This window comes from Yoonia sp. MH D7 (assembly GCF_054439475.1).
In genome coordinates, this window is sequence record NZ_JBTJCF010000001.1 from 3232326 (window position 1) to 3244676 (window position 12351).

The 12351-nt window shown below is 57.1% G+C and carries 10 protein-coding genes; 5 read left to right on the forward strand and 5 right to left on the reverse strand.

Translation table 11 applies throughout. The features are described 5' to 3' along the window. Positions 1-13 precede the first annotated feature (13 nt). Genes murJ through ACXLHR_RS16125 form a run of 3 tightly spaced genes read right to left on the reverse strand, consistent with a single transcriptional unit; the run spans position 14 to position 5575 of the window. Positions 14-1615, reverse strand: coding sequence for a murein biosynthesis integral membrane protein MurJ (gene murJ / locus ACXLHR_RS16115; protein ID WP_458792386.1), 1602 nt, complete (start codon positions 1613-1615; stop codon positions 14-16). Then, the gene (locus tag ACXLHR_RS16120) at positions 1612-4407 is read right to left on the reverse strand and encodes a [protein-PII] uridylyltransferase (RefSeq protein WP_458792568.1); all 2796 of its coding nucleotides are present in this window, start codon (positions 4405-4407) and stop codon (positions 1612-1614) included. Before ACXLHR_RS16120 ends, murJ begins: the two co-directional genes overlap by 4 nt. After that, positions 4388-5575, reverse strand: a complete 1188-nt coding sequence (locus ACXLHR_RS16125; protein ID WP_458792387.1) for a penicillin-binding protein activator — start codon at positions 5573-5575, stop codon at positions 4388-4390. Before ACXLHR_RS16125 ends, ACXLHR_RS16120 begins: the two co-directional genes overlap by 20 nt. A gap of 105 nt (positions 5576-5680) precedes the next feature. Between ACXLHR_RS16125 and rsmI the strand changes: the two genes are divergently transcribed. The 4 genes from rsmI to ACXLHR_RS16145 all read left to right on the forward strand — a co-directional run bounded on the left by rsmI (position 5681) and on the right by ACXLHR_RS16145 (position 8802). Beyond that, complete coding sequence (gene rsmI, locus ACXLHR_RS16130) at positions 5681-6541, forward strand: 16S rRNA (cytidine(1402)-2'-O)-methyltransferase (protein ID WP_458792388.1); 861 nt, start codon at positions 5681-5683, stop codon at positions 6539-6541. After that, on the forward strand, positions 6538-6894 hold the full coding sequence (locus ACXLHR_RS16135) for a YraN family protein (RefSeq protein WP_458792389.1): 357 nt from the start codon (positions 6538-6540) through the stop codon (positions 6892-6894). Before rsmI ends, ACXLHR_RS16135 begins: the two co-directional genes overlap by 4 nt. Positions 6895-6961: 67 nt before the next feature. Next, positions 6962-7906, forward strand: a complete 945-nt coding sequence (gene gshB, locus ACXLHR_RS16140; protein WP_458792390.1) for a glutathione synthase — start codon at positions 6962-6964, stop codon at positions 7904-7906. Further along, positions 7864-8802, forward strand: a complete 939-nt coding sequence (locus tag ACXLHR_RS16145; RefSeq protein WP_458792391.1) for an alpha/beta hydrolase — start codon at positions 7864-7866, stop codon at positions 8800-8802. Before gshB ends, ACXLHR_RS16145 begins: the two co-directional genes overlap by 43 nt. Here ACXLHR_RS16145 and ACXLHR_RS16150 read toward each other — a convergent pair. Next, positions 8772-10286 (reverse strand): YifB family Mg chelatase-like AAA ATPase, encoded by a 1515-nt coding sequence (locus ACXLHR_RS16150; protein WP_458792392.1) that lies wholly within the window; start codon positions 10284-10286, stop codon positions 8772-8774. The two genes, ACXLHR_RS16145 and ACXLHR_RS16150, sit on opposite strands and share 31 nt — an antisense overlap. 63 nt (positions 10287-10349) lie before the next feature. Next, positions 10350-11225: a glutathione S-transferase gene (locus tag ACXLHR_RS16155; protein WP_458792393.1), complete on the reverse strand. Its 876-nt coding sequence runs from the start codon at positions 11223-11225 to the stop codon at positions 10350-10352. 184 nt (positions 11226-11409) lie between these two features. On the opposite strand from ACXLHR_RS16155, the gene ACXLHR_RS16160 reads away from it, so the two are divergent. Further along, positions 11410-12288 (forward strand): RNA polymerase factor sigma-32, encoded by an 879-nt coding sequence (locus tag ACXLHR_RS16160; RefSeq protein ID WP_458792394.1) that lies wholly within the window; start codon positions 11410-11412, stop codon positions 12286-12288. Positions 12289-12351: the final 63 nt, after the last annotated feature.

Consider the following 12351-nt stretch of genomic DNA (forward strand, 5'->3'; position numbering starts at 1 on the left):
GTATCAGGGCTTCTTACGCGCCGCGCCGTAGCGCCCGCTTGAATTCACCCAGCCGGAACGCGCCGATCATCTGGCCGATGCCGAAGTAGCTGATGATCCCGATAACGATGAGGGCGATGAGGGCGAGGTAGCGGATTGTAGCTGTTCCGAGGAACGGCGTCAGGATGCTAGAGGCCAAGAGCAGGCACAGGCCCATGCCGCCAGAGGCCATGATGATCCGCCAGAGCCGCACCCAGAACCGCGCGTCGAACCGTGCTGCATCGCCCATGTTGCGAGAGGCGGCGTAGAGCATGATGACCATGGCCCAGCCTGTCAGTGTGGTGCCGATGGCGGCTGCGATGAAGCCGATATAGGGGGACAAGCCGATGGCGAGGCCCGCGTTGAGGATCATCGCGGCGAGCGCAAAGTAGAACGGGCGTTTGGTGTCTTCGCGTGCAAAATACAGTGGTTGCAGAGTTTTTTGCAGCACGAACGCCGGCAGGCCAAGACCGTAGATCGCGACAGCCATGGCGGTTTGGATGGTGTCGTCGGCGGTGAATGCGCCGCGTTCGAACAGGACCGAGACCAGTGGTACGGGAATCACCATTAGGGCAACGGCGGCGGGAATTGTCAGAGCGAGGCTCAGCTCGCTGGCACGGTTAAAGGCGTCTTTCCCGCCAGCCACGTCATCGGCGCGAAGCCGGCGCGACAGGTCGGGTAGCAAGACCACGCCGATTGCGATGCCGACCACGCCTAAAGGCAGTTGATAAAGGCGGTCGGCGTAGTTTAGCCATGCGACTGCCCCGTCGAAATAACTGGCGACTTGGCGGCCGACCAGCAGGTTGATCTGCACAACACCGCCTGCAAGGGCGGCGGGGGCGGCGATGAGGGCCAGGCGTTTCAGGTCGGGGGTCATTTTGGGCAAGCGAAGGCGCATCGGGAAGCCTGCGCGTTTTGCAGCGACCCAGACCAGCGCCATTTGCACCACGCCACCGACCGGCACGGAAAAGGCGAGCCATTCGCCAAAATGCAGGCGCAGGGCGTTTTCCATGCTTGCGGCTGCGGTGTCGCTCCATGCCCAGACGAGGGCTGCGAGGACCATGGCGCTGATGAATATGATATTGAGGAACACGGGTGCAGCGGCGGCCGCGACAAAGCGGCCATTGGCGTTCAGCACACCTGACAAAAGTGCAGAGAGCGATATGAACAGGATGTAGGGAAAAGCGATGCGTCCGTAATAGACCGAAAGGTCAAAGCGGCTGTCGCCGATGAACCCGCTGGCCATGGCTGTGACAAGGAGTGGCATGAAGATGATGCCGATCACGGTGAAGATGGTGAGGACAAAGGCCAGTCCGACAAAGGCGTCTTGTGCGAACTTCAGCGCGTCTGCTTTGGCATTATCACCGTCTTCGAGTTTTTTGGAGAACATCGGCACAAAGGCCATGTTAAACGCGCCTTCGGCAAAGAAGCGGCGAAACAGGTTGGGCAAGGAAAAGGCGACGAGGAACGCTTCGGCGATCGGTCCTGTGCCAAGATAGCTGGCGATCATGATGTCGCGCACAAACCCCATCAACCGGCTGAGGAGTGTCCAGATGCCGACGGTGAAAAATCCTGCCATCAGCCTGATCGGTTTCATGTATGTGCCCTTTCAGAGCCTTGTGTAATTGCATCGCGCAGCTTGCGCTCTAATGCGTCGCGCTTGTCTTGGCTATGGAATTTCAAGCCCACCATGTCTTTTACATAAAACGTATCCACAACCTGTTCGCCGTAGGTCGCGATGACGGCGCTAGAGATATAGACGTTGTTATTGGCCAACGTGCGGGTCAGGTCGTAAAGCAGCCCCGGGCGGTCACGGGTATCGACCTCGATGATTGTGTAGATTTCCGAGCCTGTGTTGTCGAATATGATATGGGTTGGCACGCGAAACGCCCGTTCGCGTTTCTTGATCTTGTCACGGTCTTTCAGCGCCTCGCGGGCCACGATTTCACCGCGCAGGGTGCGCGAAATCATTTGGCGTAGGCGGGGCAGGCGGGCGGTCTCGTAGGGGCGTTCTTCCGCGTCTTGCACCCAGAAGGTTGCGGTCGCATAGCCGTCTTTTGAGGTATAAGTCCGCGCGTCGACCACATTGGCGCCGACCAGAGCCAGCGCGCCTGTCATCCGGCTGAACAGGCCGGGATGATCGACCATTGCAAGGCAGATGCGGGTGGCGTCGCGGTCCTCGTCCAGAACAACATCAATGCTGATTTCGTCGTCGTTCATGTCGCGCAACAGGGTCGCGAAAATCTTGTGTGCAGCCAGCGGCAGCCCTTGCCAGTAGGGGCCATAATGCCGCCCCGCCTCGATACGCAGGTCTTTTGTGGGCCAGTCTGCCAACTCGCTGCGCAGGGCGCGTTTGGCTTCGGCCTCGCGGGTATCGCGGTTGATCTCTTCCAGCCCGTTTTCAAGCGCAAAACGTGTTGCCTTATACAGGTTGCGGATCAACACCGCTTTCCAGTTGTTCCATGTGTCCGGCCCCACGCCGCGAATGTCGCAGACGGTCAGCACGGTTAAAAGGTCCAGCCGTTCAACCGATTTCATCGCTTTGGCAAAATTACGTACGGTGCGCGGCTCTGATATGTCGCGTTTTTGCGCCACATCGGAGAGCAAGAGGTGGTTGCGGATCAACCATTCGATCGTATCGCAATTCTTATTGGACAGGCCCAAACGGGGGGCCACTACGCGGGCAATCTGTGCGCCAAGGATCGAATGATCCTCGCGACGACCCTTGCCGATGTCATGCAGCAAAAGTGCGACGTATAGCACTTTGCGGTTCACGCCGCTTTTCAGAATTGATGAGGCAACGGGCAGTTCTTCGATCAGCTCTTCACGCTCGATCCGCGCAAGGTGGCTGATGCATTGGATCGTGTGCTCGTCGACGGTATAATGGTGATACATGTTGAATTGCATCATTGCGACGATAGGGGCAAATTCTGGCATAAACGCCGATAGAACACCCAACTCGTTCATCAATCGCAAGCCCCGTTCGGGGTTGCCGTATTTGATCATGGTGTTGAGGAAAAGTTTGTTGGCAACCTTGCTTTTGCGCACGTCGTCGTCGATCAAATGTAGATTGGCGGATAGCAAACGCATCGCGTCGGGGTGCATCAGCGTCCCTGTGCGGATTGCTTCTTCAAAAATGCGCAGCAGATTGATCGGGTCGGCCAAAAATGCCTCGGTATCGTCGATCGTCAGCCGGTTTTGTAAAATCGCGTAGGGTGGTTTTGCTTTTTTACGGCGCTTGAGCAGGCGCGTCAGCATCGGTTCGGGTTTGGTAAAGGCGGCTTCTTGTGCGGTTAAAAAGATGCGGGTCAACTCGCCGACTTGCGTGGCGCGGAGGAAATAATCCTGCATGAAATGCTCGACCGCGCGTCTGCCGCCATGATCGGTATAGCCCATGCGCGACGCGACCTCGACTTGCATGTCAAACGTCAATTGATCCACCGGTCGCTTTGCGATCAGGTGCAGGTGGCAGCGGACCGCCCATAGAAAATCTTCAGCTTTGTGAAAGGTTTCGTATTCGGCGTCGGTGAACACCTTGTGCGCGACCAGTTCAGAGGCCTCTTTCACGCCGTTTACATATTTGCCGATCCAATAAAGCGACTGCAAATCGCGCAACCCGCCTTTGCCTTCCTTAACGTTTGGCTCGACCATATAACGCTGGCCGCCTTGCTTGATGTGGCGCGCGTCGCGCTCGGTCAGCTTGACCTCGATAAATTCGGCAGCGGTTGATTTGAACAGGTCAGACCAGAGCCGCTTGCCCAATTCATCCGACAGCGCCTTGTCGCCCGCCAGAAAACGGTATTCGACCAGACTGGTGCGGATCGTGTAATCTTCGTCCGCAAGACGCAGGCAATCTTTGATCGTGCGGCTCGCGTGGCCGACCTTTAACTTGAGATCCCATAATATATAGAGCATCGATTCGATCATGCTCTCGGCCCAAGGGGTGATTTTATAGGGCATCAAGAATAGCAGATCGACATCTGATTGCGGGGCCATTTCACCGCGTCCGTAACCGCCGACAGCAATCAGCGACAAGCGCTCGGCCTGAGTTGGTACAGACAACGGGTGCAGGTATGTCGTCGCGACGTATAGCGTTTCGCCCACCAGTTGATCGGTCAGGTAGCTATAGGCGCGGATCGTGGGGCGGGCATCAAACGGGGCTAGCTCGAACGCCTGCCGGATTGCCTCGCGTCCTGATTTTTGTGCGGCCATCAGAATATCAACGGTCGCCTTGCGTATCTCGCGGGCATCGCTGAGATCTGAAACGGCCATATCAATCGCGCTGCGCGTTTGCACAGTGTCAAAAATCAGTGACGCCGGACAAATTAGATTGTCCGGCGTGCTGTCGCATGTGGTGCTTTGGGCCGGTTTAGAAACCGGCGCCAGCAAAGGTTCTTGGGGCTTGGGCAAGGACAACTACCTGATTGTTACGGATGGTCGCGACAGCCATGCCGCGCTCGTTCAGGCCATTTGGCAGCAGGCGGAAAATGCCTGATGTGCCTTGGAACCCTTGTGGGGAGGTCAGCGCCGCTTTGGTCAATGCGTTGACGTTGTTCGATGCAACCAGCGCACCAATAGCAGCGATGCCGTCATAGGCAAGGCCTGCGAGAGGATGCGGTTTTGCGCCATATGCGGCATTGTAACGGCTCTCGAACAGGTTCGCCATATTCTGGTCAGGCAAGGCAAACAGACCGCCCTGCAATCCCGGAAGGGCTAGCGCCTGCGGCGCCGCGTTCCAACGGGTAAGGCCGATATAGCGGGTGTCGGCAGGGTTCAGGCCTGCATCTGGCAATGTTGTTGCTAGAATTGGCAGGTCGGCATTCACGCCAGCGGTCATGAACACCGCATTTGCACCGCCCGCTTTTGTAGAGGCGGCGATCCGGCCAGAGGCAGACACAATACCCTGCTGGGTCAATTCGTAGCTCTCGATCCCTGAGACCTCTGCACCGTTCGCCCGCACTGCATTTGCGATCGCGTCACGTCCCAACTGACCGCCAAGATCGTTGCCGTGCACAATCATGAAGCGGTTGATCCCCTGACCTCTGGAGTATTGCACCAAGCGGTTGGCGGTGTTCTGGAACGTCGCGCCCAAGATAAACACGTTGCCGCCCGCAATTGTCGGGTTGTTCGAAAACGCCAGCACATTCACGTTGCGCGACGCCACTGCGACACCTGCGGCGTTTGCAGCTTCCGCAAAAAGCGGCCCAAGAATGATTTTAGCGCCGTCGTCGACCGCGCGGCTTGCGACAGAAGCCGCCTGCAACGGATCAGCGCCAGTGTTATAGATTCGCAGGTCGATTTTCACACCATTCAGGTCAGAAATTGCGAGTCGCGCCGCGTTTTCCAGATTGGACGCAAGCAAACGATCGCTGCCGGCACCAGATCCGCCCGGTACCAAAAGCCCCACTTGGACGGGTGCATTTGGGTCAATACGCAATCCTGTATTGTCATTTACACCAACAATTCCAACGGGTTCACAGGCCACAAGCCAGATCATCGACATAAGGGCGAAAATTTGTGCAGCCGCCTTGCGGACACTAGAGAAACGGGCAAACATGGACAAACTCCCTAAAGTTTATTGCGACTTTTTCCGATGGCGGTTTGTCCGTCCATAGGTCATCACTTGGGGCTATAATAATGTCTTAGCCAAAAGGGTCCAGCTATGAATTTCCTGACCAAGCCGCTGACTGCCGGTCTTTATTTCGTTGCCACCCCGATTGGGTCGGCGCGAGACATGACGTTGCGCGGGCTTGATATTCTGGCCTCTGCTGATTTGATTGCCGCCGAAGATACACGCACAGCGCGAAAACTCATGGAAATTCATGGGGTTCCGTTGAATGGTCGCAAGGTTGTTGCGTTTCATGATCATACCGGCGATGGGGCGACCAAAGGGTTTGTTGATGCTATTCTGGCTGGTAAATCGGTAGCCTATGTTTCCGAGGCGGGGACGCCATTGATCGCCGATCCGGGCTTCGAGATGGGCCGCGCGGTGATTGCGGCGGGCTTGCCGGTGACGACGGCACCGGGGGCATCGGCGGTTTTGGCGGCCTTGACCGTGTCGGGTTTGCCCACAGATCGCTTTGCTTTTGTTGGGTTTTTACCTGCCGCTAAGGTGCAGCGCGAGACCGAGATTGCGCTGTTGCGCGACACGCCTTTCACGTTGGTTTTTTATGAAAGCCCCAAGCGCGTTAGCCATATGTTAAATAGTTTACGCGACGTTCTGGGGGGTGAACGGCAGGCGGTCGTTTGCCGTGAGTTGACGAAAAAGTTCGAGGAAACCCAGCGTGGGTCACTGGATGAGTTATGCACGGCCTTTGACGGGCGAACAGTAAAGGGTGAATTGGTGGTCCTTGTGGGCCGTGAAGGGGCCACAGACGTTGCCGAAATGGATGTGACAGAAGCATTGCGCGAGGCGATGAAAACCATGCGCGTAAAAGATGCCGCCACGATGGTCGCGGGCGCAATGGGCTTGCCACGCAGGCAGGTCTATCAAATGGCCTTGGGCTTAGGAGAAGATGAGTGACAGGACAGACCAGTTATCATGCAGGCCGCGTTGCAGAGGACATTGTGGCACGTGATTATCTGGAGCGCGGGTATAGTTTGGCCGCGACGCGTTGGCGCGGCGCAAGTGGCGAGGTCGATCTGATTTTGCGTAATGGACCGCAGGTTGCGTTTGTCGAAGTGAAGAAAAGTGCGAGTTTTGCGCGCGCCGCGACGCGGTTGGGTCGCAGGCAAATGGACCGCTTGGTTGGTGCGGCATCCGAGTTTATTGCGGATGAGCCGAATGGGCAGTTGACTGATTTGCGTTTTGATCTTGCTATGGTGAACGGGCAGGGGCAGGTGCAAATTATTGAAAATGCATTTGCCGAAGCGTAACGCTGGTTGAAGAGTGCGCGTAGCTGCGCCATGTATTACGCAACAGTTTATAACCCCGAGGTCTGCTATGTCGTTGAAAGTTGCTATCCAAATGGACCCGATTGGTCCGATTAATATTGACGCGGACAGCACATTTCGCATCATGGAAGAAGCGCAGGCGCGCGGCCATAGTCTGTTTTACTACACGCCTGACAAGCTGGCGTATCAAGAGGGGCGTGTCACAGCCCGCGGTTGGCCGGTGACGGTGCAGCGGGTCAAGGGCGATCACTATACACTTGGTGACGAGGTCGAGGTTGACCTGTCTGATTTCGACGTGGTTTGGCTGCGTCAGGATCCACCGTTTGATATGGGCTATATCACGACAACGCATATTCTCGACATGATCCACCCGGATACATTGGTGGTGAATGATCCGTTTTGGGTGCGCAATTACCCCGAAAAACTGTTGGTTCTGACGTTCCCTGACTTGACGCCGCCAACGATGATTGCGCGGGATTTGGAGACGTTGAAAGCGTTCCGTGCGCGCCATGGTGATGTCATTCTGAAGCCGCTGTATGGCAATGGCGGCGCGGGTGTATTCAAGTTGAACAAGGGTGATAGTAACCTCGCGTCGCTTCACGAGCTGTTTTCTGGCATCAACCGCGAGCCGTTGATTATGCAGAAGTTTTTGCCTGATGTAACCAAGGGCGACAAGCGCGTGATCTTGGTTGACGGTGAACCCGTCGGTGCGATCAATCGTGTGCCAGCCGAGGGCGAAACGCGCTCTAACATGCATGTTGGCGGACGTCCTGAAAAAGTTGAGCTCACAGCGCGTGACCGCGAAATTTGCGCGGCGATTGGCCCGCTTTTGCGTGAAAAAGGACAGGTTTTCGTAGGGATCGACGTGATCGGCGATTGGTTGACCGAGATTAACGTGACCTCGCCCACGGGCTTGCAAGAGTTGGAGCGTTTTGACGGCACCAACGTGACTTGCAAAATCTGGGAAGCGATCGAGCGGCGACGCGCGAAGTGACGCAAAGCCTGCAACTGCGTTTGGCGACACGGGGCGCACGTCGATTTGTGCGCCCCGGCCTTGCGCGGGCAGGCACGCCCGAAAAGGCGAAGGTCCAATTTGACCGTGCGTCGGCCTGGTTTTTCAGGGAGCCACCGTTTTTGTGCCATTCGGCCACGATGATTGATGGACAGAGGTTTCATTGGATCAGGGTTGGCAAACCTGCGTCGCGCAAAATTATCCTTTACCTGCATGGTGGCGGATATTTGTCGGGAAGCGGTGCAACGCATCGCGGTATGTTGGGGCGGATTGCCAAACTGTCGGGCGTTGAAATCTGCGCGCCAGATTACAGGTTGTTGCAAGAGGCGCCATTCCCTGCGGCCTTTGATGATGCGCGGGCCGCGTGGCTGCACTTGATTGCGCTGGGCTATGAACCTGCTGATATTATTCTTGGCGGTGATAGTGCGGGTGGTGGTCTGATGCTTGCGCTTTTGGCTGATTTGACCCAGCGCGACCAGACACCTGCAGGGGCATTTACGTTTTCACCTTGGACCGATTTGACGCTTTCGGGGGACACATTGTATTGCGCCACCGAGGCGATTTTGCCGATGGCACGTATCAACGATGCGGTAGATCAATTTTTGTGTGGCGCTGCGCGCAATGATCCGCGTGCCTCGCCGTTATTTGCGGAATTTCGCGCGCCGCCACCTGTTTTGATACAAGTGGGAACTGGCGAAGCATTGGCCGCAGATGCGCGTCGCATGGCGGCAAAGCTGGGTGACGCCGCTATTTTGCGTGAAAAAGACACTGAGTTGCATGTGTTTCAAATCTTGGATGGCTGGTTGCCAGAGGCGCGTGAGGCGTTGCTAGAGGTCGCGAGTTTTGTTCAGACTTCTTTTGAAAGCGCCAATCGGTAGCTGACGGCTTCAGCGACATGTGGGTGACGGACGCCATCTGATCCTTCCAGATCGGCGATGGTGCGCGCGACGCGCAAGACGCGGTGATAGCCCCGTGCGGATAGGCCGAAGCGTTCGGCAACTTTAGTGAGCAAGGCGCGGCCCTGTTCGTCGGGCGTGGCGATATCTTCGAGGATTTTCCCTTCGGCATCGGCGTTCACGCGCACATGATTAACCGCTTTGAACCGCGTGGTTTGAATGTCGCGGGCGCGCGCAACGCGGACGGCGACGCTCGCAGAACTTTCGCCGTTTTGGGGAAGGTCGAGGTCGGTGAAGGCGACGGGCGGCACTTCGACCCGTAGATCAAAGCGGTCCATAAGCGGGCCGGAAATGCGGCCCATATAGTCTTCACCGCAGATTGGCGCGCGCGAGCAGGCCCGCGCAGGATCGGTTAAGTAGCCACATTTACAGGGGTTTGCGGCCGCGACCAGTATAAATCGGCAGGGGTATTTGATGTGTGCATTGGCGCGCGCGACGATGACTTCGCCAGTCTCAATCGGTTGGCGCAGGGTTTCAAGAACGGTACGCGGAAATTCCGGGAATTCGTCCATGAACAACACGCCGTTATGCGCGAGGCTGATTTCGCCCGGTTTTGCGCCGCGTCCGCCGCCGACAATCGCGGCCATGGATGCGGTGTGATGTGGTTCGCGAAACGGCCGTTCACGGCTGATCCCGCCTTCTTCGAGCAGACCGGATACCGAGTGGATCATTGACGTTTCCAAGGCCTCAGTTGGGGTGAGGGGCGGTAAAATGCCGGGGATGCGGGCGGCGAGCATTGACTTGCCTGACCCCGGAGAGCCGACAAGCAGCAAGTGGTGGCGTCCTGCGGCGGCGATTTCCAAAGCACGTTTAGCGCGTTCCTGACCTTTCACTTCCGCAAGGTCGCGGGTGCCTGATTGCATGCGTACTTCGCCCGGTTCGGAGGGTGCCAAAACGGCTTGGCCGTTGAAATGGCGGATCACGGCGGCGAGGCTGCGCGGGGCGATTACCTTGGCATTGCCGACCCACGCCGCCTCTGCGCCACAAGCATAGGGGCACAGAAGCTGGCGGTCTTCGGTTGCGGCCGCCATAGCTGCGGGTAGAGCACCGACCACCGGGACAAGATCGCCGTTCAAAGAGAGTTCGCCCAAAGCCACCGTATTCGCGGCGTCATCGGCGGGGATGATGTCCAATGCGGCAAGCAGGGCCAGCGCAATGGGCAGGTCAAAATGCGAACCGATTTTGGGCATGTCGGCAGGGGACAGATTGATTGTGATCCGCTTGGACGGCAGCGCAATTTGCATCGAGGATAGCGCAGAGCGCACCCGTTCGCGCGCCTCTGATACGGCCTTGTCGGCTAGTCCGACGATTGTGAACGCTGGGATGCTTGGTGTGACCGCGCATTGCACCTCGACCATGCGCGCCTCGATGCCTTCGAATGCGACTGTGTATGCTAGCGCCGTCATGCCGCCCCCGTTGTGATCTGGTTAACGGGTAGCGGTAGACGGTTTAAGAAAGGTTAACGCGGCCTAAAGGAGGTTCATGAATTTTGGCCACGCGGCGGGGTCGTTCACGGTTTTGTCGCGGCAAGATGCATTGCAAAAACCAAAGATGCGGTCGTTGATTTCGAGCAGATGCGTGATTGCGCCGCCAGAGTAGGGGCAGGTTGTATTTTCGGGCGTGCCTGTTGCGACGGGTTTGGCGGATAATAGCGGCGGGCCGCGCCATGTGACCTCTGTGAAATCACGCTCAAAGGCGGGGAGTGTCGGCTCGCTTGCCAAGCCTATTGCCCGCCAGCGCCGCAAAGATGGATCAGCCAGGTGAGCCGCGACATAGGCTTTGCTGGTGGGGCGCGTGTCAAAGCCGTAGGTCGCGAGGCGCGTGGCCATGGGCGCAAAAATCGCATCGACCAGAGAGTAATCTCCGCAAAGCCATTGGGTTTTGCTGCCTGTGACGTGGCGCGCGTGGGTCCAGATTTCTTCCAGCCGGTCCAGTTCTGACGCAATGTCGTCGGGTGGGGTGACGGTCGCGTAAGCCGTCCGCAGGTTCACGGGCCAAGCGCCGCGCAACCCGCCAAAGGACGAGTGCATTTCGTTGGCCAATGCGCGTGCTGTGCCGCGCGCCAGTGGGTCGGTGGGCCAAAACGCGATGTCGGGGTGGCGGCTTGCCAGTTCTTCGGCAATCGCCATGCTGTCGTTTAGCAAAGCGCCGTCGGGCGTGATTGCAATGGGAAGTGTACGCGCCGGTGCGAGGTCTTTGAGCATCGGACGCAAGGCCGCCTCGCTGTCTGGGCGCAAAATGGTCGTTGTGACCTGATCCCCTAGCCCAAAGCGGTCGAACATCAGATAGGCCGCAATCGACCAGCTGAAGTAAAGGCGGTTTCCGAGGTAGAGTTGGTAGGTCATCAAAGCAGTCTCACTGTGAAAAGGGGCGACCCGCTTAGGTTACGCGACACCGTATCTGGCGGCCAATGACATATGGTCAGGTGGGCCATCACAGAAAGTGATCGCACAAAATAACCACTAATTGTGATCCGAGCGCAACCAATCCACGTAATAATAGTTATCAAGTCATTAAAGGGGTGCAATCATGGGTGACGTCAAAAATTTTGACCAGACACACACGCGCAAGGCAATGAGGGCCGAGATGCTGGATGCTGATACCGAATTGGCACTGGCATATGCATGGCGTGATAACCGCGACGAACAGGCGTTACACCGTCTGATCACCGCCTATATGCGGCTGGCAATCTCGATGGCGGGTAAGTTTCGCCGCTATGGCACGCCGATGAATGATCTGATTCAAGAGGCGTCTGTCGGCTTGATGAAGGCCGCTGAAAAGTTTGACCCTGACCGCGGCGTGCGGTTTTCGACCTACGCGGTCTGGTGGATAAAAGCGTCTATCCAAGACCATGTGATGCGGAACTGGTCGATGGTGCGGACGGGAACCACATCATCGCAGAAATCGTTGTTTTTCAACATGCGCCGTGTACAGGCACGCATTGAACGTGAGGCGACCAAGGATGGCGTGACAATAGAGGCGCATGTTTTGCACAAGTTGATTGCTGACGAAGTTGGTGTGCCGTTGCACGATGTGGTGATGATGGACGGGCGGTTGTCAGGCTCGGATTTCTCGCTGAATGCCACCCAATCCGCAGAGGACGAAGGTCGCGAATGGATTGATGCGCTAGAGGATGACGGGCTGCAAGCCGAGGAAAAGGTAGGCAACAATCATGATACTGCGACCCTGCGCCAGTGGTTATTGACCGCGCTGACATCGTTGAATGATCGCGAGCAGTTCATTGTACGCGAGCGTAAAATGCGCGACGAGCCACGCACGTTAGAAGATTTAGGTGGCGAATTGGGATTGAGCAAAGAGCGCGTGCGGCAACTAGAGGCGGCAGCGTTTGGCAAAATGCGCAAATCACTAGAGGCTGAAGGGCCAGAGTTGATGGCAATGCTGCACTAACCGCCGCTCATTGTGTTTCGGGTGATTTGTGCCGTAAAGTTGGGCCAAATTACCGGAGGTCGA